At 58.9% G+C, this 19,521-nt stretch carries 20 protein-coding genes; 8 read left to right on the plus strand and 12 right to left on the minus strand.

Going from position 1 to position 19,521, the window contains the following annotated elements:
* Positions 1-48 precede the first annotated feature (48 nt).
* The 3 genes from CFBP1590_RS07910 to CFBP1590_RS07920 all read right to left on the minus strand — a co-directional run bounded on the left by CFBP1590_RS07910 (position 49) and on the right by CFBP1590_RS07920 (position 1,243).
* Positions 49-255, minus strand: coding sequence for a hypothetical protein (locus CFBP1590_RS07910; RefSeq protein ID WP_025993849.1), 207 nt, complete (start codon positions 253-255; stop codon positions 49-51).
* Between the two features lie 115 nt (positions 256-370).
* Positions 371-853: a GreA/GreB family elongation factor gene (locus CFBP1590_RS07915; protein ID WP_029241109.1), complete on the minus strand. Its 483-nt coding sequence runs from the start codon at positions 851-853 to the stop codon at positions 371-373.
* Between the two features lie 3 nt (positions 854-856).
* Positions 857-1,243 (minus strand): hypothetical protein, encoded by a 387-nt coding sequence (locus tag CFBP1590_RS07920; RefSeq protein WP_029241108.1) that lies wholly within the window; start codon positions 1,241-1,243, stop codon positions 857-859.
* Between the two features lie 163 nt (positions 1,244-1,406).
* Here CFBP1590_RS07920 and earP point away from each other — a divergent pair, with 163 nt between their 5' ends.
* Both earP and CFBP1590_RS07930 read left to right on the plus strand, forming a co-directional pair.
* Positions 1,407-2,540 (plus strand): elongation factor P maturation arginine rhamnosyltransferase EarP, encoded by a 1,134-nt coding sequence (gene earP / locus CFBP1590_RS07925; RefSeq protein ID WP_088234797.1) that lies wholly within the window; start codon positions 1,407-1,409, stop codon positions 2,538-2,540.
* Between the two features lie 99 nt (positions 2,541-2,639).
* Complete coding sequence (locus CFBP1590_RS07930; protein WP_003373297.1) at positions 2,640-3,209, plus strand: elongation factor P; 570 nt, start codon at positions 2,640-2,642, stop codon at positions 3,207-3,209.
* A gap of 78 nt (positions 3,210-3,287) precedes the next feature.
* Here the strand turns inward: CFBP1590_RS07930 and CFBP1590_RS07935 are convergent, their stop codons facing one another.
* The 3 genes from CFBP1590_RS07935 to CFBP1590_RS07950 all read right to left on the minus strand — a co-directional run bounded on the left by CFBP1590_RS07935 (position 3,288) and on the right by CFBP1590_RS07950 (position 6,287).
* Positions 3,288-4,307: an alpha/beta hydrolase gene (locus CFBP1590_RS07935; protein ID WP_004884095.1), complete on the minus strand. Its 1,020-nt coding sequence runs from the start codon at positions 4,305-4,307 to the stop codon at positions 3,288-3,290.
* Between the two features lie 25 nt (positions 4,308-4,332).
* Complete coding sequence (locus CFBP1590_RS07940; protein WP_029241106.1) at positions 4,333-4,752, minus strand: organic hydroperoxide resistance protein; 420 nt, start codon at positions 4,750-4,752, stop codon at positions 4,333-4,335.
* A gap of 1,061 nt (positions 4,753-5,813) precedes the next feature.
* Entirely contained in the window at positions 5,814-6,287 is a 474-nt protein-coding gene (locus CFBP1590_RS07950) for a MarR family winged helix-turn-helix transcriptional regulator (RefSeq protein WP_025993787.1), read from the minus strand.
* A 203-nt stretch (positions 6,288-6,490) separates the two neighbouring features.
* On the opposite strand from CFBP1590_RS07950, the gene CFBP1590_RS07955 reads away from it, so the two are divergent.
* A complete protein-coding gene (locus tag CFBP1590_RS07955) occupies positions 6,491-7,237 on the plus strand; it encodes a sulfite exporter TauE/SafE family protein (protein ID WP_162868413.1) in 747 nt (248 codons plus the stop codon).
* On the opposite strand, the gene CFBP1590_RS07960 is transcribed toward CFBP1590_RS07955, so the two are convergent.
* From CFBP1590_RS07960 to CFBP1590_RS07970, 3 genes are all read right to left on the minus strand, one after another.
* The gene (locus CFBP1590_RS07960) at positions 7,227-8,081 is read right to left on the minus strand and encodes a LysR substrate-binding domain-containing protein (protein WP_029243881.1); all 855 of its coding nucleotides are present in this window, start codon (positions 8,079-8,081) and stop codon (positions 7,227-7,229) included. The two genes, CFBP1590_RS07955 and CFBP1590_RS07960, sit on opposite strands and share 11 nt — an antisense overlap.
* Before the next feature lie 88 nt (positions 8,082-8,169).
* On the minus strand, positions 8,170-9,201 hold the full coding sequence (locus CFBP1590_RS07965; RefSeq protein ID WP_088234800.1) for a glycosyltransferase family 4 protein: 1,032 nt from the start codon (positions 9,199-9,201) through the stop codon (positions 8,170-8,172).
* On the minus strand, positions 9,198-10,328 hold the full coding sequence (locus tag CFBP1590_RS07970) for a hypothetical protein (RefSeq protein ID WP_088234801.1): 1,131 nt from the start codon (positions 10,326-10,328) through the stop codon (positions 9,198-9,200). Before CFBP1590_RS07970 ends, CFBP1590_RS07965 begins: the two co-directional genes overlap by 4 nt.
* Before the next feature lie 452 nt (positions 10,329-10,780).
* Between CFBP1590_RS07970 and CFBP1590_RS07975 the strand changes: the two genes are divergently transcribed.
* Both CFBP1590_RS07975 and CFBP1590_RS07980 read left to right on the plus strand, forming a co-directional pair.
* On the plus strand, positions 10,781-11,014 hold the full coding sequence (locus CFBP1590_RS07975) for a DUF1127 domain-containing protein (protein WP_025993782.1): 234 nt from the start codon (positions 10,781-10,783) through the stop codon (positions 11,012-11,014).
* A 55-nt stretch (positions 11,015-11,069) separates the two neighbouring features.
* The gene (locus CFBP1590_RS07980) at positions 11,070-12,275 is read left to right on the plus strand and encodes a winged helix-turn-helix domain-containing protein (RefSeq protein WP_088234802.1); all 1,206 of its coding nucleotides are present in this window, start codon (positions 11,070-11,072) and stop codon (positions 12,273-12,275) included.
* 7 nt (positions 12,276-12,282) lie between these two features.
* Here the strand turns inward: CFBP1590_RS07980 and CFBP1590_RS07985 are convergent, their stop codons facing one another.
* Complete coding sequence (locus tag CFBP1590_RS07985; RefSeq protein ID WP_088234803.1) at positions 12,283-13,629, minus strand: class II 3-deoxy-7-phosphoheptulonate synthase; 1,347 nt, start codon at positions 13,627-13,629, stop codon at positions 12,283-12,285.
* A 161-nt stretch (positions 13,630-13,790) separates the two neighbouring features.
* On the opposite strand from CFBP1590_RS07985, the gene CFBP1590_RS07990 reads away from it, so the two are divergent.
* The gene (locus CFBP1590_RS07990; protein WP_088234804.1) at positions 13,791-14,552 is read left to right on the plus strand and encodes a spermidine synthase; all 762 of its coding nucleotides are present in this window, start codon (positions 13,791-13,793) and stop codon (positions 14,550-14,552) included.
* A 440-nt stretch (positions 14,553-14,992) separates the two neighbouring features.
* Positions 14,993-16,663, plus strand: a complete 1,671-nt coding sequence (locus CFBP1590_RS08000) for a DEAD/DEAH box helicase (protein WP_004884230.1) — start codon at positions 14,993-14,995, stop codon at positions 16,661-16,663.
* A 76-nt stretch (positions 16,664-16,739) separates the two neighbouring features.
* Here CFBP1590_RS08000 and CFBP1590_RS08005 read toward each other — a convergent pair whose 3' ends face one another.
* Positions 16,740-17,507 (minus strand): DODA-type extradiol aromatic ring-opening family dioxygenase, encoded by a 768-nt coding sequence (locus CFBP1590_RS08005; protein ID WP_058430913.1) that lies wholly within the window; start codon positions 17,505-17,507, stop codon positions 16,740-16,742.
* A 101-nt stretch (positions 17,508-17,608) separates the two neighbouring features.
* Here CFBP1590_RS08005 and CFBP1590_RS08010 point away from each other — a divergent pair, with 101 nt between their 5' ends.
* Positions 17,609-18,280, plus strand: coding sequence for a thiopurine S-methyltransferase (locus CFBP1590_RS08010; protein ID WP_088234805.1), 672 nt, complete (start codon positions 17,609-17,611; stop codon positions 18,278-18,280).
* Between the two features lie 316 nt (positions 18,281-18,596).
* On the opposite strand, the gene htpX is transcribed toward CFBP1590_RS08010, so the two are convergent.
* Positions 18,597-19,484, minus strand: a complete 888-nt coding sequence (htpX, locus tag CFBP1590_RS08015; RefSeq protein WP_025993775.1) for a protease HtpX — start codon at positions 19,482-19,484, stop codon at positions 18,597-18,599.
* Positions 19,485-19,521: the final 37 nt, after the last annotated feature.

Genomic DNA, 19,521 nt, shown 5'->3' on the forward strand with positions numbered 1-19,521 from the left:
CCGAGCGCTTCAAATAAATGCTTTTTTCTTCAGTCGCAGGTCATGCGCTCAGTCGACAGGCTCCGGATGTAACGGTCTGGACAGGTGCATGATGCTCGCGTAGTCGTACACATACTGACGTCCCGCGTGGCTGGTCGAACGCAACTGGTCGATCAGCAGTCGCTCTTTTTTGTTCAGGTACCTCAACGCCGGATCTTGACTGGACTTCAGGCGATCACGTTCATGGGCGTCAGGGAATGCAATGACGTTCGTCATGAAAAATCTCCTTGGGTGTGAGTCCTTGCTTGCTTTGATGTAGCCCCGAGTACTGCGACAGTGCCACCTTACCCATAAAAACTTGGCGTGATCAACCCTGATCAAACCGGCCGGGTTACAAGGTTCGAGTAATCTCGAAGCAATGCTGGCTGCCGTTGATGACAATCTGCACGGTGTCATCCTCGAACTTGCCCAATAACTGCTGGCCAAGCGGCGCGTGGGGGGTGATGACGGTGATCGGTTGGTCATCCACCTGAACCTTCAGACCCGCAGCATCAGGCCCCAGAAACAGGTGTTGCACCTGACCTGCACCATTCTCGATCGTCATCAGATCACCAACCTGAATACCACATGATTCATCAAAGCGTTTAAGCGACCAGTCCTCGTAGCGCTTGAGGGATTGACGGATTTCCTCCACTCGCCTGGCCTGTCCGGCAGCCAGGTAAGACGCTTCCAGCCCCAGCGTGTCGTACTTGTTTTCGGCGATGTTTTCTTCGTGTGTCGCAGCTTCATAGGCGGTCTGGGCCGCCCGTTGTGCAATGTCCAGATCGACTTTCAGTTTTTCGGTGATGCGTTGCAAAACGTCCTGCTTGTCCATGGGTTATCCGCAGTATTCATTGATGCTGGCGCGGCTTTTTTCGCTCGGCGCGGTACGGTCCTGCTGCATCCAGAAATCGCATTTGGAGCGGCTGAAGTTGCGTTGCTGCTGTTCCTGAACCTGCTCGCGCGCCTGGCGTGCTTCGCTTTCACGCAGGCTCTGCTCGTACTTGCGGAACATGGCCGTTTCCGGTTCTACCTGTGGTGCGGGCGGGGCGGTCAGTTGCGCAGCAGCCTTTTCCAGAACCATTGTCTGCGCCGGGGGCAGGCTTTTATAGACCAGCCAGCCGGTCAGGCCCACCGCCATCGCGCCGAGCCAGATGCCCAGAGCGATACAGATGATCAACTTCACGGAGACAGACAGTTCGCGACGGCGGATGTGGGACGGCATGGCTGAATTCCTGGCGAGAGGGCACAGTGTGATTGTGCCATGCCTGAAGAGTGTGGATGACAATCGTACATCCGGCGAGCCGTCGCGAAGGCTTCAGTCTGGTGCAGGCGGGGTGTTCTGAAGGACAATCGCACTTTTTCTTACTCTGCCTCAGGGAGCCAGGATGAAAGCCTCTTGGGACATTTTTTGCAGCGTCGTCGACAACTACGGCGACGTCGGCGTGACATGGCGACTGGCTCGCCAACTGGTCGCCGAGCATGGGCTGAAGATACGTTTGTGGATCGATGATTTGTCGGCATTCGCTCGCCTGTGTCCGCAGGCAGATGCTCAGGTCGCGCAACAATGGCATGAAGGTGTGGAGGTCTGCCTCTGGCCGAAAGAGTGGGTGAGTACCGAGATTCCGGAAGGCGTGATCGAGGCTTTTGCGTGTCGTCTCCCAGCGGCTTATACCGACGCGATGCTGCAACGCTCGTCACGTCCGGTATGGCTGAATCTCGACTACCTCAGCGCCGAAGAGTGGGTCACCGGTTGCCATGGCCTGCCATCCCTGCAGTCCAGCGGTTTGAAGAAATTCTTTTTCTTCCCCGGTTTTCGCGACGCCACGGGTGGCTTGCTGCGTGAGCGCGGTCTGATCGAACAGCGTCGAGTCTTTCAGCACGACCGCAAAGCGCGACTGGACTTTCTCTCCCGTTTGGGCGTTGAGCCGCGGACCGATGCGCGCCTGATCTCGGTGTTTGCCTACGAGAACCCGGCGCTGGGCAGTTGGCTGGATGCACTTTCCAGCGATTCGCATGCCACGCACCTGCTGGTGCCTGAAGGACGCATTCTGGGCGACCTGCGCCAGTGGCTGGGCGTTGATCATTTTCAGATCGGTGAGGTGCTGCAGCGAGGCTCGCTCACTGTCCAGGTGCTGCCGTTCGTCAGGCAGGAAGATTACGACCGAGTGCTGTGGTGCTGCGATTTCAATGTGGTGCGCGGCGAAGATTCATTCGTGCGAGCGCAGTGGGCAGGCCGGCCGATGCTGTGGCACATCTATCAGCAGGAAGGCGATGCTCATCTGCCCAAGCTTGACGCCTTCCTCGAGCTTTATCTGGCGGGCCTTTCGCCTGCGGCCGGTCAGGCGCTCGATGCATTCTGGCAGGCCTGGAATGCCAATCAGGCACTGAGCGAAAGCTGGAAGTTGCTCTCAAAACACTGGCCTGAAGTCCAAGGGCATGCCGAGCAATGGTGTGACGAACAGGCATCCCGGACTGATCTTGCGGCAGCGCTGGTGCAGTTTTATGTAAATTCGCTATGATACGCGGCCTTGATGTAAGGCTCTGTACGAAAAGTGCCTGCGCAGGCCATTTCTCGTACAGAGCCTTTGGTTAATTCAATCCAAATTCGGATATATGCAATGAAAACTGGTAAAGAGCTGAAACCCGGTACTGTGATCCGTCTGGAAAACGATCCTTGGCTGGTTCAGAAAGCTGAATTCACCAAGTCCGGTCGTAACAGCGCGATCATGAAGACCAAGCTGAAAAACCTGCTGACCGGTTACAAGACCGAGATCGTTTACAGCGCTGACGACAAACTGGACGACGTGATCCTCGACCGCAAGGAAGCGACCCTGTCCTTCATCAGCGGCGACACTTACACGTTCATGGACACCACTGACTACACCATGTACGAACTGAACGCCGAAGACATCGAAAGCGTTCTGCCTTTCGTTGAAGAAGGCATGACCGACGTTTGCGAAGCCGTGTTCTTCGACGAGCGCCTGGTTTCCGTAGAGCTGCCGACCACCATCGTGCGTCAGGTTGACTACACCGAAGGTTCGGCGCGTGGCGACACTTCCGGCAAGGTCATGAAGCCTGCCAAACTGAAGAACGGCACCGAGCTGAGCGTTGCTGACTTCATCGAAATCGGCGACATGATCGAGATCGATACCCGTGAAGGTGGTTCCTACAAAGGCCGTGCAAAGTAAGCATGGTTTTGTAACCCCGTTACGCAAGAAACCCGCAGCGATGCGGGTTTCTTTTTGCCTGCGATTTGACCGCGGCGGTTACTTCAAGTGTGTTTTCAGTTCTTCGGACGCCTGCAGCATCGCAGAGCGAACAGCCGGAACCTGACTGACAACGTTGAGCAGACCGTAGTCGTGGATCATGCCGTTGTAGCGAACTGCAGTCACCGGCACACCAGCCTGATCCAGTTTGCGGGCATAGGCTTCGCCTTCGTCGCGCAGTACATCGGCACTGGCTGTCTGAACCAGCGCAGGTGGCAGGCCTTTCAGCTGTTCAGTCGTGGCACGCAACGGCGATGCGTAGATCTCGTTACGCTGCGCAGCGTCGGTCGTGTAGTTGTCCCAGAACCACTTCATCATGTTGCGGGTCAGGAAGTGGCCTTCAGCATACTGGTCGTAGGACGCAGTGTTGAAGTTGGCGTCGGTGACCGGCCACAGCAGCACCTGGTAACGCAGAGCAGGCGTACCTTTCTCTTTGGCCATCAACGCCACGACTGCCGCCATGTTGCCGCCGACACTGTTACCGGCCACCGCCAGACGCTTGCCGTCGACATTGATTTCCTTGCCGTGCTCGGCCACCCAGCGAGTGGCGGCGTAGGCCTGATTGATTGCGGTCGGGTAGTGCGCTTCAGGCGAAGGCGTGTAATTGACGAACACCGCCACCGCACCGGAGCCTGCTACCAGATCCCGAACCAGTCGTTCGTGAGTCTGGAAGTCGCCCAGCACCCAGCCGCCACCGTGGAAGAACATGAAGACCGGCAAGGTCCCTTTGACACCTGCAGGGCGCACGATATTCAGGCTGATGGACTGCCCGTCGACCTTGATGGTCTTCTCGCTGACGTCGGCCTTTGGCAGGGTCAGTTTCACGCCGGACTGAGCACCGACCAGTACCGCACGGGCGTCCTTGGGCGACAGCTGCTCGATAGGCTTGCCAGTGCCCGAGTTCAGGGCATCCAGGAAGGCCTGGGTGTTGTGTTCCACACCCGAATCGCCTGCGGCAAATGCACTGCTGACAGACAGGGCGAGCAGGGTACCGGTCAAGACTTTGCTGAAGGTTTTCATGTTCGATTCCTGTGGCAGTAAGGGTTTAGACGGTTACGTGCAGACGCACATCGACGTTGCCACGGGTGGCGTTGGAGTAAGGGCAGACCTGGTGTGCGGCATCGACCAGTTGCTGAGCGTCGGCCTGTTCCAAGCCTGGCAGGCTGATGTGCAGGTCGATGTCCAGACCGAAACCGCCGGGGATCTGGCCGATGCCGACATGGGCTGTGATCGAGGCATCGGTCGGGATGCTGCGCTTGCTCTGACCGGCGACGAACTTCAGTGCGCCGATGAAGCAGGCCGAGTAACCGGCGGCAAACAGCTGCTCAGGATTGGTCGCTTCGCCGCCCGCGCCGCCGAGTTCTTTCGGGGTCGCGAGCTTGACGTCGAGAATTTTGTCACTGGAAACAGCACGGCCATCACGGCCACCGGTGGCGGTTGCAACTGCGGTGTAGAGAGTGTTCATGGGTGTTGGTCCTCAAAAGGTTGAAATTACGCGCTAAATACTTGCGCGCTAACTAATCGCGAATTGAATGTATCCCGCCGATACTTTGCGCGCAAGTTAATTTTTGAAAAGAATGAGGATGTGAGCAGAAAGGGCGAGAGGAGGTATGCGTACAGATGGGGCTTGAAGCACTTTTTATGGATGAACGATCGTCTCCCACAGGGACCGTGGTTGCAGCAGGATTTGGGTATAACGCTGAGCGCAAGCATGGGCATGATCGGCGTGCTTGAGATCATGCTGATCGTTCCTACGCTCCGCACTCATCGTTATACACAAGTCATCTGGCCATCCAGTGAGACAGCGGCACTGCCGTGCTTTTTTGCGCGATAGTGCGGACACCGCCGATTGCGACGTGGGTGAAGGCTGAGTCCTGGCGCTGATTCGGGGGGCAATCGGCATGGATGCCGATTGAGCTGCACTGGGCCATGGATGGCCCACTTGCAGCGACCCCCGAATCAGTGTCAGGACGAAGGAACCGCGGCGAAGCCGGGGCCGGAACCGGAGCGAAGGAGTTTGCTCACTTTGCTCCGTCAAAGTGAGTCGCCGAGGGGCGAAAAGGTGACCTGAGCCATGCGCTCGGCTCACTGAATCCGCAGTCTGTGCCATTTGTGACGCGGAGCGTCACGGGAGGCATGCCCACGCGGAGCGATGGGCACGATCAGTGTCGAGGCGGATTTGTGTATAACGATGAGCGCTCCGCGTGGGAATGCCGCTCAGGACGCTCTGCGTCCGCTCTTGAATGTGGCGCAGATGCGCGCCCAAGCTCCAGCGTTATCCACCTCATGCGCTCGGCTCACTTAATCCGCAGTCTGTACCATTTGTGACGCGGAGCGTCACGGGCGGCATGCCCACGTGAAGCGATGGGCACGATCAGTGTCGAGGCAGGCTTGTGTATAACGCTGAGCGCGGTGCGACGGGTTCGACCGGGATGAAATGCCGACGCTCCCGCAGGATGACGGTCGGGTTCATCGGGTCGATGATTCGGCGGGTTCAAATGTTGTCATGTTTCGGGCGGATGCCCTTCACAGGCTGTCGTGCAAATGCCCGCGCAAGCCCAGCAGCTTGCCTTGCAACTCGCGCAGCTGATCCATGTTCAGGCCACTGGCAGACAGAATGCATCCCGGCACGGTCGTCGCTTTTTGCTGCAAGGCACGGCCCTGCTCGGTGAGGTGCAGCAGCACTACGCGCTCATCTTCCTTGCTGCGCGTGCGGCTGATAAAGCCTTCACCTTCGAGACGCTTGAGCAGTGGCGTCAGCGACCCCGGATCTGTCAGCAGACGCGTGCTCACATCGCCGACAGTCAGGCCGTCCTGCTCCCACAGCACCATCATCGCCAGGTATTGCGGATAGGTCAGCCCCAGCGCCTGAAGCAAGGGCTTGTACACCTTGGTCATCATCAGCGAGGTGGAATACAGGGCGAAACACAACTGGTTATCGAGCAGCAGCGAGTCGCAATCGGCGGAGGCGTCGGGAGTAGTACTGGCATCGGCGTCCATGGGAATTCCTCATGCGTTGTGAAGGAGCGCTTAATTTAGTGTTGCGATCTTTAATGCGCCAGATAATTTCACTGATGTGGTCTTGAGACCTGCGCACGCAATGGCTGGCAGGAACCGGAAAAAAGTAGCGTTACCCGTATTCGTTGTTTGCGTCACGTTCAAGACTGCGTAGCATTTGGCCATTGACTGGTTGGGGATGTGGCGTGATCGACGTTGTAATGTTTGTGTTGTTGGGCGCGGCAATGGGCACGCTGGGCGGGCTCTTTGGAATCGGCGGTGGTCTGGTGGCGATTCCTGCGCTGGGCGTGCTGTTCGGACTGGATCAGCAACTGGCGCAGGGCACCGCGTTGTTGATGGTCTTGCCCAATGTGTTGCTCGCATTGTGGCGCTACAACCAGCGCAACCGGATTCTGCTGCGCAACGCCCTGATGCTGATCATTCCCAGTTTCATTTTTGCCTGGCTGACCTCGCTGTTGGCGGTTCGCCTTGATCCTCAAGGCATGCGGCTGGGGTTCATCGGCTTTCTGGTCGTCCTGACCGGATTCAACGTTGCACAGATGTTCTGGCGCAAGGAGCAGGCGAGCACGCAGCTGCGTCACGAGAACAGACTGTGGATGCTGGGCGTCGGTTCCGGCGTCACCGGCGGCCTGTTCGGTGTGGGGGGCGGGGTCATCGCGACGCCGATCCTGACCAGCGCCTTCGGTGCCACTCAGGTCGTGGCGCAAGGTCTGGCGCTCTCTTTGGCGGCGCCCAGCACGGGCATCACGCTGGTGACCTACGCGTTGCATGACCATGTTAACTGGTCGATAGGCCTGCCGCTGGCTATCGGCGGACTGGCCAGTATCAGTTGGGGCGTGAAGCTGGCGCATTCGCTGCCGGAGCGGACCCTGCGCCTGATGTTCTGCGTGTTTCTGGTGCTGTGCGCGGTGATCCTCGCGCTCAAAGTCTGAAGCCCTCGGCAATGTAATCGGCCATGCATTCGGTGATGGGCGAGGGGTTTTTTGTGTTGCGCAACAGCACCACGCTGGCGACCGGCAGTTGCGGCAGGTTTTCCGCTTCGCCAAGGACCCGCAGATCCGGCGTGATCAGGCTCTGCAACTGTGCCGTGACGGCCAGACCGGCACCGACCACCGCCATGATCGCCGACATGCTGGCACTGCTGTAGGCGATCCGGTATTCACGCTCGAGGGTGTCCAGTGCATTGCAGGCCCATTCCCGGCAAAAGCAATGCGTGTTGAACATCGCCAACGGCATGGGCGTCTGGTCGTGGGGTGCATGCCCTTCGGCCTCTACCCACACCAGATGCTCGCGACGCAGCAACTGGCCGATCTCGTTTCCGGGCTGACGCGTCACGATGGTCAGGTCCAGGTCATGGCGTTGCAGCAGCATGTCCGATGGCTCGCAGTGCACTTCGACCTGGACCAGTGGATAAGCCTGCGCGAACTGCGACAGGATGCCGGGCAGAAAGCGCATCACGTAATCATCGGGCGAGCCGATCTTCACCACGCCCACCATGTGCGGCTCGCGCAACGTGTTGAACACTTCGCTGTGCAGCTTGAGGATGCGGCGCGCGTAGCCGAGTAGCACCTGGCCCTCGGCTGTCAGGCTCAAGGTGCGGCCGTCCTTGCGAAACAGCGAGCGCTGGACGATGTCCTCCTCGAGTCGCTTCATCTGCATGCTGACCGCTGACTGGGTGCGGTTGACTGCGTCGCCTGCCTTGGTGAAACCGCCGTGATCGGCGATGGCGACAAAGGTGCGCAGCAGCTCTGTGTCGATGCTTGGGTAATTGGCCAATGCATCAATCTCCCGGATGGGTCGATGAGGAAACATTCTTCAGGCTGATCTTAAGCCTGAACGCTGTATTCCGCCATTACCCCTCATCTCACCGAGACCGCTCAATCAGCGACTGGTAAGCAAGCACATATTTTTCGGCCATGCGCCGTGCAGTGAAGCGCTTGTCGAACTGCTCTCTGATCCGCAGGGCAGACAACTGGTCAACCTTATGCACGGCTGCTACAGCCTGCGCTTCATTCTCCACAATGAAACCGGTTACTCCGTCTTCTACCACTTCACGGACTGAACCGAAGGGGAAGGCGATCACCGGTGTGCCGCACGCCATGGCTTCTATCATCACGAGCCCGAAAGGTTCCGGCCAGTCAATGGGAAACAGCAGTGCCAGGGCGCCTGAGAGGAAGGCAGTCTTTTCGTGTTCGTCGATTTCACCGACGTAGTCCACAAGAGGTGAATCAAACAAGGGACGTATGTGGTGTTCAAAGTAGGCCCTGTCGATGGCATCAATCTTGGCGGCGATTTTGATGGGAATGTTGCACTGTTGAGCAATACGAATCGCTGCGTCCACTCTCTTCACGGGCGTAATGCGCCCCAGAAAAGCCAGGTACTTCCTTTCCATTTGCAGGGGGACATGGAGTTGTTCAGGCAGGCCGTGGTGGACCGTGCCCACCCAGTTGGCGGATGGCAGATCATTACGTTGAGCGTCAGAGATCGCAATGAAGGGCATGGCAGCAAATGCGCCGAAGACAGGTTGCAGTTCCGGTGTATCCACGCGGCCATGCAGGGTGGTCACGTAAGGCGTGGGTTGGCGGCTGAACAGGGAGAAAGGGTAAAAATCCAGATGGAAGTGAAGGATATCGAACTGATGGGCACGACGTCTTACCCGCTCCAGCATGACCAGATGCGGGCCAAGAGCGTCATGGTTTCCATAGTCGAGCCGTAGCGCGGAGGGCCAGACCGCGTCCAGCTCGGCAGATGTTATCGAGTCACCGCTGGCAAACAGCGTCACCTCATGACCTGATGCAACAAGTGCCTCACTGAGGTAGGACACTACACGCTCCGTACCCCCGTAATATTGGGGAGGGACGGCCTCGAACAAGGGGGCGATCTGGGCGATTTTCACTGGCAATCTCCTTGGCCGGAGGTCTCTATCCATTCCTTGATTTTTTGGGCGGCGACTGCGTCACCGCCGCTGCCGAAGCGCTCGATCAGTGGAAAAGTCCTGCCCTTTTTGCACTTGCCGATATAGGTCACTGCGTCTGCCATTTCTTTATCCAGTGCGGCACGCCGCTCCGGGCTTCCCAGCGTTGAAATCGCATCACCAATGCTATCCAGGCAGGTTTGCAGAGGGGCTGTGTAGTCGATGGGGATGCCCAGCATTTCCCAGCTCAGCTCCGCGTCAACCAGGCCCGCGTTGCGCAGGTGGGCCAACTGCCGGCCTTGTGTGTCGTTGACCGGTGGGAGCCATATGACCGGTGTCTGCGCGGCTGCCGATTCATAGATATTGCCCAGCCCCGGTGTGCAGACTGCGAACGTGCAGTCTCGCAACATCCGGGACGCGTCTTCGGGAGAGCAAGGGGCGGCGTCCTTTGATTCGAGTGCGTTTGCAATCGTTTCGCTGGTGGCAATGTGAAGTTTCATCCCACGCCCAATAGCCTGACGCAGGGCGAAGGTGATCGCGCGCGCAAAGTCGATAAGCAGCGCGTCATCTGTATAAGGGTTCTTCAGTCCGCCGAGATTGAGCAGAATAAAATTTGAGCTGCTTTTTCTCGGGCAGTCATTCACCGGGTGGGTAATGGGAGGGACGATTGAATAGTGGCTCGGCTCTATGTCTTCCAGGCGTTCGCGTACACCTATGAAGTCTTGGGCAATATAGAGTGCGCGGGGATGGTGGATCAGCGCTTCAATGCCGGGCCATTGTGTTTCGGCATGCCAATGCCAGGTCAGTGCGTCGTAAAAGACGACTCGCTTGCCCATCGATAAAGATCGGTTTGCGATATCAAGGTCCATGGCGGTTATAACAATATCGAAACCGGATATCGTGTCGTCCCAGTCTTCGAGGCCGTGACCGGTCATATTGAAAATGGTCCGATAGGGAAGGTGCTTCTGCAAATCCAGCGAGTGCTGTTCACCTGCGTAGGCGTGGCTGCCGCTTCCCAGGAAGTACGGTGCTATCGCTGCGATTGCTGCGGAAGGACCGAACCCGAACGGTTCTGCGTTGAACAGAATTCTAGTGGCGTCAATGCCCATGTGTTTCTCCTGAAAGGCTCCGTGTTACGGGGTGCTTATAGAATCCTCCATTGAACAGGTCCGCGTGATAGAGGTGGTTTAACGTGATTTCGACAGGTCGGTGTGTGTGGAATTAAACGATCCTTTCGACGTGCGCAGGGGCGTTAAGTTTTCATGAATAAGCCTCTTTAATAGTAGAAGTCGAGAAGTGACTGTCAACGGAGGCTTTATTCGGTTTTGCGATGATCGGGCCGGGATGAGGTTTAAAGGATGTTTGTTGCTATGGCGAAGGGTTTAATGAGTTTAAAGGACAGGTCTGGCAGTTATAAAAGTGCGGTAAGGGGCGAGTGTTCACAATAGAGAGCTTGTCAGTAACGATGCATCAACCCTGCGAATGCCTCACATAAGAAACATTCGTTGGATTGATCTCAGGCCCGGCGCGAGACTTCAGTCATCCCCACATGGAGGGCAAGATGATGAAAGGTCAAAAGGGTTATGTACTGGTCGCCAGATCGTCGCTGCTGTCGCCGCTTGGCAAGGTGCTGCAGTCGATGAAAAATCACGTCTTACGTTGGCAGGAACTGCATCGCCAGCGCCGTCTTCTGGCACAACTGAGTGATGGCGCGTTGAAAGATCTGGGTCTTAGCCGGGCCGATATTCAACAGGAGACCGAACGTCCGTTCTGGGATGATCCCATGAGTCGCTGACAAGACAGGCTCGAATCGGCTAGCGTGAAGGTTCCAACCGGGAGCGCTTAAGCCTATGGAGTTGTCCCTCAAACAAGCACGTCGTCTGGCACTGGCTGCTCAGGGTTTCAACGGGCGCCAGCCGCCAGCGACGATCAAGGCCAGCCACGTCACGCAGTTGATAAGCCGACTCGGCGTGTTACAGATCGACTCGGTCAATGCGCTGGTGCGTTCTCACTACCTGCCGCTGTTTTCGCGGTTGGGCCGGTACTCGCCGACATTGCTGGATCAGGCCGCGTGGAGCCAGGGCCGGCGTCGGCGCCTGTTCGAATACTGGGGGCATGAGGCGTCGCTGCTGCCTGTCGAACTCTACCCGTTGATGCGCTGGCGGATGCGCCGTGCAGCTCAGGGCGAAGGCATTTATCAGGGACTGGCCAGGTTCGGTCGCGAACAGCAACCTGCTATCGAGCGCGTGCTGCAAGCCGTCCGCGAGCGGGGTGCGTTGGGTGCGGGCAGTTTGAGTACACGTCAGGAAAAAGCCGGACCCTGGTGGGACTGGAGCGTGGAAAAGCAGGCGCTGGAATGGCTATTCGCAGCGGGCGAGGTGACGGTGGCCGGGCGTCGTGGCTTCGAGCGGTTGTACGACCTGCCCGAACGTGTCCTGCCGATGGATATTCTCGATCAGCCCGAAATCGCCGAAGCCAATGCCCAGCGTGCGCTGTTGGTGCATGCGGTCAGCGCTCTGGGGGTCGGCACCGAGAAAGACCTGCGTGATTATTTTCGTCAGGATCCACAGCCCAGCCGGACCCTGCTGGCTGAGCTGGTTGAAGACGGGGCGCTCGAGTTTGCTCAGGTTCAAGGCTGGACACACAGGGCGTTCTGTCTGCCGGACAGCAAGGTGCCGCGCAAGGTCAACGCCAGCGCGCTGCTGTCGCCGTTCGACTCACTGGTCTGGGAGCGTGCGCGCACCGAGCGGCTGTTCGATTTTCGCTATCGGCTGGAGATTTATACGCCGCAGCACAAGCGTGTGTACGGCTATTACGTGCTGCCGTTTCTGCACAACGAACGTATCGCCGCGCGGATCGATCTGCGTTCCGAGCGTGCAGCCGATCGTCTGGCGGTGCACGCCGTGCATGAGGAACCGAACGGTCTGGACGAGGAGGGCATGCAGGCCCTGGCGGACAATCTGCGCCAGCTCGCCGGTTGGCTGGGGTTGGCGCAGATTCAGGTCAATTGCCAGCGCGACAGCGGGGTGCGTCTGGCAAAAGCGTTGGAGATCTGACGATTACTTAGCGGCGCACCTGCTTCAGTGTCTCGGCAATCAGGAACGCCAGCTCCAGCGACTGGTCGGCGTTCATCCGTGGGTCGCAATGGGTGTGGTAACGATCCGACAAGCCATCCTCGGTGATAGGCCGGGCGCCGCCGATGCATTCGGTGACGTTCTGCCCGGTCATCTCGATGTGGATGCCGCCTGCGTAGGTGCCTTCGGCCTGATGCACCTGGAAGAACTGCTTGACCTCGCCCAAAATCTGCGCGAAATCGCGAGTCTTGTAACCGCTGCTGGCCTTGATGGTGTTGCCATGCATCGGGTCCGAACTCCACAGCACCTTGCGGCCTTCACGCTCGACGGCGCGAATCAGCTGCGGCAGATGATCGCCGACCTTGTTCGCACCCATGCGCGCAATCAGGTTCAAGCGGCCCGGGTCATTGTCCGGGTTGAGAGTATCGATCAGCCGGATCAGGTCATCAGTGTTCATGCTCGGACCGACCTTGACGCCGATGGGGTTGTTCACGCCGCGCAGAAACTCGACATGCGCGCCGTCCAGTTGCCGGGTACGGTCGCCGATCCACAGCATGTGCGCGGAGCAGTCGTAGTAATCGTTGGTCAGGCTGTCACGGCGAACAAAGGCTTCTTCGTAGTTGAGCAGCAGGGCCTCGTGGGCCGTGAAGAAGCTGGTTTCGCGCAATTGCGGCGAAGTGTCCATGCCGCAGGCGCGCATGAAGGCGAGCGTTTCGTCGATGCGGTCAGCGAGCTGGCTGTACTTTTCGCCCAGCGCCGAATTGGCGATGAAGTCCAGGTTCCACTGATGCACCTGATGCAGGTCGGCGAAGCCGCCCTGGGCAAAGGCGCGCAGCAGGTTGAGCGTGGCGGTGGACTGGTTGTACGCCTGCACCAGACGATCAGGGTCGGGAACGCGGCTTTTCTCGTCGAAGCCGATGCCGTTGACGATGTCGCCCCGGTAAGCCGGAAGCGTGACGCCGTCGATGGTTTCATCGTTGGCCGAGCGCGGCTTGGCGAACTGGCCAGCCATGCGTCCGACCTTGACCACCGGACAGCCTGCGGCAAAGGTCATGACCACGGCCATCTGCAGCAGCACCTTGAAGGTGTCGCGAATCTTGCCTGCGGAAAACTCCATGAAGCTTTCGGCGCAGTCGCCGCCTTGCAGCAGAAACGCACGGCCCTGGGTCACTTCGGCAAACTGGCGACACAACTCTCGGGCCTCGCCGGCAAACACCAGCGGCGGGTAACTGGCCAGGCTTTGTTCGACCCTGGATAGATGCTCGGCGTCCGGGTAGTGAGGTTGCTGTTGAATTGGCAGTGCCCGCCAGCTGTCGGGGCTCCAGGTTTGGCTCATTATTGGCTCTAGGGTTGTGCAATCGGATCGGCATGTTAGCAGTTCGCCGTGCTGCTGCCAGCGCGGCGCGGATAACCGGGCTTCCGTTGTCCTCCTGAACATGTGACAAAGTACGTGGCATGGCCGACAATTCGCGTTTTGCGGGCCAATCGGGAACGGTAATGACGGAAGAGCGTGAACGCGTAGAACGGATTCTGGCGGAAGTCCACGACGATTACGGCATGATCCGCGTGCTGGAAGTCGACGATTATCGCTTTCTGGAATTTGGCGACGCCATCGAGCAGAGCTGCACCTTCACGGCCGATCCCAGCTGGTTGGAGTACGACTACACCCGCGCCATGCTGATTGGTGCGCTGTGCCATGAGGCACCGGAAAGCGCGCTGTTCCTGGGGCTGGGTGCCGGGACGCTGACTCAGGCGTGCATGAAGTTCCTGCCGCTGGAAGATGTGGAAGTCATCGAACTGCGCCCCGACGTTCCGCGGCTGGCGATGGAGTACATGGGCCTTGACGATGATCCGCGCCTTTATATACGCATTGGCGACGCGCTGGATCTGCTCGACACTACCGAACCTGCCGATCTGATCTTCGTCGACCTGTATACCGATGTCGGTCCCGGTGTCGGGCATCTGGCCTGGAATTTTCTGCACGGCTGTCAGCAGCGTCTGAATCCCGGTGGCTGGCTTATCATCAACCAGTGGGCGACCGATGATGGCAAACCTCTGGGTGCCGCCCTGTTGCGCGGCCTTTATCATCGCCACTACTGGGAGCTGCCGGTGAAGGAGGGCAACGTCATCCTTATCGTGCCGTCGGATCTGGATCAGGCGCTGGACCTCGAATCACTCGCCCAGCGCGCCGAAGCGCTGACGTCCCGGTTGGGTTATTCGCTGGACTCGTTGATCAGGTCAGTGCGGCCTGCAACCTGAGCCAGAGAAAACCTGAATTGAATGTGGGACAATTCGCCGCACGTCGAAAGACCTGACCCTGATCATTTGCAGAAATCGGTGAAACGTTTAAGCTGCCGTCCCCGCAATCGCGGGGCCGTACGGTGCCGGGCAGGAAGCTCAGGGTTTGAAACACCTGATTTTTCTCGCCTGGCCGGCAACGTTTCGCAAAAAAAAGACTCACTTTCGTGCGCAATTCCGGTATAGTGCGCGCCGGCCTTAACGAGGCCCTCGTCGTGATATAGCAGTTCTCCGAAGCCCGCTTCGGTCGCGCGTTCGCACTGCGAACTATCATTGACGATCCATTCATCAAACGTTTTCGCAAATCCCCGCCGACAAAGCAGCCAGGGTGACCTCAAGGTCGTACACGGCACGCGCAGCTTTGAAGCATGGGTCTTTGCGGATGCACTAGAGGCAGACCCATGACCCAGGAAATCGGCGGCTTCGCCGCTCTCGAACTTCATCCCAATATCGTTGCAGCTGTCGTCGCCACTGGCTACGAAGAGCCTTCGGCCATTCAGCAGCAATCGATCCCGATTATTCTCGCCGGTCACGACATGATTGGTCAGGCGCAAACCGGTACGGGTAAAACCGCCGCGTTCGCACTGCCTATCCTGCATCGCATCGACCCGAGCAAGCGCGAGCCGCAAGCACTGATCCTGGCCCCGACCCGCGAGCTGGCACTTCAAGTTGCCACCGCGTTCGAGACCTACGCAAAACAAATGCCGGGCGTGACCGTTGTAGCGGTCTACGGCGGCGCGCCTATGGGCCCTCAGCTCAAGGCCATCCGCAACGGCGCCCAAATCGTCGTCGCCACTCCAGGCCGTCTGTGCGATCACCTTCGCCGTGACGAAAAAGTCCTGGCGACCGTGAACCACCTGGTTCTCGACGAAGCGGACGAAATGCTGAAGCTGGGTTTCATGGACGACCTGGAAGTGATCTTCAAGGCCATGCCTGAGACCCGCCAGACCGTTCTGTTCTCGGCCACGCTGCCACAGTCGATCCGTGCCATTGCAGAGCGCCATCTGCGCGATCCGAAGCACGTCAAGATCCAGACCAAGACCCAGACCGTTACCGCGATCGAGCAGGCTCACCTGCTGGTTCACGCTGACCAGAAGACCTCGGCTGTTCTGAGCCTGCTGGAAGTCGAAGACTTCGACGCCCTGATCATGTTCGTCCGCACCAAGCAGGCGACCCTGGATCTGGCCAGCGCGCTGGAAGCCAAAGGCTACAAGGCTGCAGCACTGAACGGCGACATCGCCCAGAACCAGCGTGAGCGCGTCATCGACTCCCTCAAGGATGGCCGTCTGGACATCGTTGTAGCGACCGACGTTGCTGCCCGTGGTCTCGACGTTCCGCGTATCACCCACGTGTTCAACGTGGACATGCCTTACGATCCTGAGTCCTACGTTCACCGTATCGGCCGTACCGGCCGTGCCGGTCGCGAAGGTCGCGCACTGCTGCTGGTGACGCCGCGTGAGCGCCGCATGCTGCAGGTTATCGAGCGTGTGACTGGCCAGAAGGTTGCGGAAGTCCGCCTGCCGGATGCCCAGGCTGTGCTGGATGCCCGCATCAAGAAGCTGACCAACAGCCTGTCGCCGCTGGTTGCCGACGCCGAGTCGACCCACGGTGATCTGCTGGATCGTCTGACTGCCGACATCGGTTGCTCGCCACGTGCACTGGCTGCCGCTCTGCTGCGCAAGGCTACCAACGGTCAGGCCCTGACCCTGGCTGCCATCGAGCGCGAGCGCCCACTGGTTCCGAACAACGCCCCGCGTGGCGATCGTCCGGACCGTGGTGATCGTGGCGATCGTCCAGAGCGCGAGCGTCGTGCGCCGGTTCCATTGGCCGAAGGTCGTGCCCGTTGCCGTACCGCGCTGGGTGCCCGTGACGGTATCGCTGCCAAAAACCTGCTGGGTGCCATCCTCAACGAAGGCGGCCTGGCCCGCGAAGCCATCGGCCGTATCCAGGTCCGTGACAGCTTCAGCCTGGTCGAGCTGCCGGAAGATGGTCTTGAGCGTCTGCTGACCAAGCTCAAGGACACCCGCGTTGCCGGCAAGCAGTTGAAGCTGCGTCGCTATCGCGAGGATTGATCCGCTCCTGAGCTGATCGTCCAATAAAAAATCCCCGACTGGTTCGGGGATTTTTTTGCCTCGGATTTTCAAGGCGTCAGCCAAACCGATAGATGTCCATGCCCAGCGCGCCCATGGTGAAACCCTGATGCGCGATGCTGAATTCATCGCCTGCGCCTCTGGCGAAGTACAGCGGCAGCAGGTGCTCGTCGCTCGGGTGAGCGCGCACGGCGTGCGGCGCGAGGCTGCGGTACTGATGCAGCGCGCTTTCGTCATCGCTGGCCAGCTTGTCGATCATCCAGTCCCTGAATGCCTGTGCCCACGGCTCTACGCGTGCCGAGTCACCGTTCCAGTTCAATTCGCCCAGATTATGGGTGATGCTGCCGGAGCCGATGATCAGTACGCCGTCAGCGCGCAAACCGGCAAGCGCCTTGCCGACACGGGTCTGCAACTCGGGGCCTTGTCGGCTGGGCAGGGAAATCTGCACCACGGGGATATCGGCCTGTGGATACATCAGCGACAGCGGCACCCAGACGCCATGATCGAACGGACGTCTGCTGTCGATACGTGCGGGCAGGTCGCTGGCGGCCAGTAGCTCGACCACTTCGCGGGTCAAATCAGGCAGGCCGGGGGCGGGGTACTGCACAGCGAACAATTCTGCAGCGAAGCCGCCGAAGTCGTGCCAGGTTTCCGGTTGTGGATTGCCGTTGACCAGCAGTTCGTGGCTTTCCCAATGGGCCGATACCATCACGATGGCGCGTGGTCTTGGCATTTCGGCTGCAAGACGTGCCAGCGCAGGACCGCTCTCGCCGGGCTGCAGCGCCAGCATGGGCGAGCCGTGCGAGATAAACAGGCTGGGGAACATGTGGACTCCATGAAAATAGTGATGACACATCTTCCGCCAGGGCTGGGATCCAAATCTAATATAAGTTTTGATGCGGTTTGATCGGATTATCGGGAGGGTTTGTGGACGCAGAATTTTGGCGGCAGCGCTGGACGGCGGGGCAGATCGGCTTTCATCAGGCCGAAGTGAATCAGGACCTGCGCAAGCTCTGGCCCGAATTGGAACTGGAGAAGGGTGCCCGCGTGCTGGTGCCCTTGTGCGGCAAGAGCCATGACATGAGCTGGCTGGTCGAGCAGGGCTTTCAGGTAGTCGGCGTCGAGCTGTCGCAGACGGCGGTGGAGGGCTATTTCGCGGAGCACCAGCTTGAACCGCGGGTGACACAGCGTGGAGGCTTCACTCTGTACTCGGCACCTGGTATCGACATCTGGTGTGGTGATTTCTTTGCGCTGACGGCTGAAGACATCGGTGTGTGCGCAGCATTTTATGACCGGGCCGCGATGATTGCGCTGCCGTCCGACATTAGGGAGCGTTACGTCCGACAGCTTGAGCAGTTGATGCCGCCAGCGTGCAGGGGATTGCTGATCACGCTGGATTACGATCAGGCCGAGCTGGACGGCCCGCCGTTCTCCGTGCCTCACGAGTGGCTGCAGGCTCATATGTCTGCACACTGGAATGTGACGCGGGTCAGTGAGCGCGATGCGCTCCAGAGCAGTTCCAGAGCGCTTGGCGCAGGTGTAAGGCGTATGGATGAGTGTGTTTACTGGATGGAGCGTCTGGTATTGGCCGACGCATGATCATGCGGACACCCGAACATCATGGGTATCTCATCTGACTGTGGGAGGCCCCACTACGTCTTCGACGTAGCGCTGTCGCGCGGCAAACTCGTGGGAGCGGACTTGTCCGCGAAAAGGCCAGTACATCCGACGAATATTCGTCGTCTGTAATACAGTATTCGCGGACAAACGGAACGCCGCCCGGTCCGCTCCCACAAAATCGCGTTCCTTCAGTGGTCACAGTGGTTACAGGTTGTTTGATAAGAGGCGTCTCTGTGCAGTGAGTAGAGATAAAAAAGGGCGACTCACGTCGCCCTTTTCGTTACTGCCCGATCAATCAACCGCGACGGCGCAGTGCCTCGATGCGGACTTCCAGCGGCGGGTGGCTCATGAACAGGCCAGCGATGCCATGTTTCAGGCTGGCGTTGATGCCGAACGCCGTCAGGCTGTCAGGCATGTTCACCGGCACGCCCTGTTCGGAGCGCAAGCGCTGCAAGGCACTGATCATCGACTGAGTACCGGCCAGACGTGCACCGGCATCGTCAGCGCGGAACTCACGCTTGCGCGAGAACCACATTACGATCGCGCTGGCCAGGAAACCCAGGACCAGTTCAGCGAAAATCGTCGTGATGTAGTAGGCGATACCCTGACCGTTTTCGGTCTTGAAAATCACCTTGTCGACGAAGTTGCCGATGATGCGGGCGAAGAACATCACAAAGGTGTTCACCACGCCCTGCACCAGCGCCAGCGTCACCATGTCGCCGTTCGATACGTGACCGATTTCGTGGGCCAGCACCGCTTTCACCTCGTCGGGTGAAAAACGCTCCAGCAGGCCCTGGCTGACGGCAACCAGGGCATCGTTCTTGTTCCAGCCCGTCGCAAATGCGTTGGCTTCATAGGCCGGGAAGATACCGACTTCCGGCATCTTGATGCCTGCATCGCGGGACAGTTCTTCCACGGTCTGCAGCAACCATTGCTCATGGCGGGTGCGCGGCTGGGTGATGATCTGAGTGCCGGTGCTCATCTTTGCCATCCATTTGGAAATGAACAGCGAGAACAGCGAGCCCGCAAAACCGAACACGGCGCAGAAAACCAGCAGCTGATTGAGGTTCAGATCAACCCCGTTGGCCGCCATGAACCCATTGAAGCCAAAAAGGCTCAGGGTAATGCTGGCTATCAGCACGACCGCAAGGTTAGTGGCCAAAAACAGCAAAATGCGCATCATGGTCGAAACGTTCTCCTCAGGACAAAATGTAACTGGA

The sequence above is a fragment of the Pseudomonas viridiflava genome (genome assembly GCF_900184295.1).
Classification (GTDB): domain Bacteria; phylum Pseudomonadota; class Gammaproteobacteria; order Pseudomonadales; family Pseudomonadaceae; genus Aquipseudomonas; species Aquipseudomonas viridiflava.

Bases quoted from the DNA above. Each gene is read 5' to 3' on its own strand.
- CFBP1590_RS07975 (WP_025993782.1), top strand. From the start codon at position 10,781: ATGATGAAAGGTCAAAAGGGTTATGTACTGGTCGCCAGATCGTCGCTG.
- CFBP1590_RS07980 (WP_088234802.1), top strand. From the start codon at position 11,070: ATGGAGTTGTCCCTCAAACAAGCACGTCGTCTGGCACTGGCTGCTCAG.
- CFBP1590_RS07930 (WP_003373297.1), top strand. From the start codon at position 2,640: ATGAAAACTGGTAAAGAGCTGAAACCCGGTACTGTGATCCGTCTGGAA.
- earP (WP_088234797.1), top strand. From the start codon at position 1,407: ATGAAAGCCTCTTGGGACATTTTTTGCAGCGTCGTCGACAACTACGGC.
- htpX (WP_025993775.1), bottom strand. From the start codon at position 19,484: ATGATGCGCATTTTGCTGTTTTTGGCCACTAACCTTGCGGTCGTGCTG.
- CFBP1590_RS07915 (WP_029241109.1), bottom strand. From the start codon at position 853: ATGGACAAGCAGGACGTTTTGCAACGCATCACCGAAAAACTGAAAGTC.
- CFBP1590_RS07970 (WP_088234801.1), bottom strand. From the start codon at position 10,328: ATGGGCATTGACGCCACTAGAATTCTGTTCAACGCAGAACCGTTCGGG.
- CFBP1590_RS07990 (WP_088234804.1), top strand. From the start codon at position 13,791: ATGACGGAAGAGCGTGAACGCGTAGAACGGATTCTGGCGGAAGTCCAC.
- CFBP1590_RS08000 (WP_004884230.1), top strand. From the start codon at position 14,993: ATGACCCAGGAAATCGGCGGCTTCGCCGCTCTCGAACTTCATCCCAAT.
- CFBP1590_RS07920 (WP_029241108.1), bottom strand. From the start codon at position 1,243: ATGCCGTCCCACATCCGCCGTCGCGAACTGTCTGTCTCCGTGAAGTTG.
- CFBP1590_RS07910 (WP_025993849.1), bottom strand. From the start codon at position 255: ATGACGAACGTCATTGCATTCCCTGACGCCCATGAACGTGATCGCCTG.
- CFBP1590_RS07950 (WP_025993787.1), bottom strand. From the start codon at position 6,287: ATGGACGCCGATGCCAGTACTACTCCCGACGCCTCCGCCGATTGCGAC.
- CFBP1590_RS08005 (WP_058430913.1), bottom strand. From the start codon at position 17,507: ATGTTCCCCAGCCTGTTTATCTCGCACGGCTCGCCCATGCTGGCGCTG.
- CFBP1590_RS07935 (WP_004884095.1), bottom strand. From the start codon at position 4,307: ATGAAAACCTTCAGCAAAGTCTTGACCGGTACCCTGCTCGCCCTGTCT.
- CFBP1590_RS07985 (WP_088234803.1), bottom strand. From the start codon at position 13,629: ATGAGCCAAACCTGGAGCCCCGACAGCTGGCGGGCACTGCCAATTCAA.
- CFBP1590_RS07940 (WP_029241106.1), bottom strand. From the start codon at position 4,752: ATGAACACTCTCTACACCGCAGTTGCAACCGCCACCGGTGGCCGTGAT.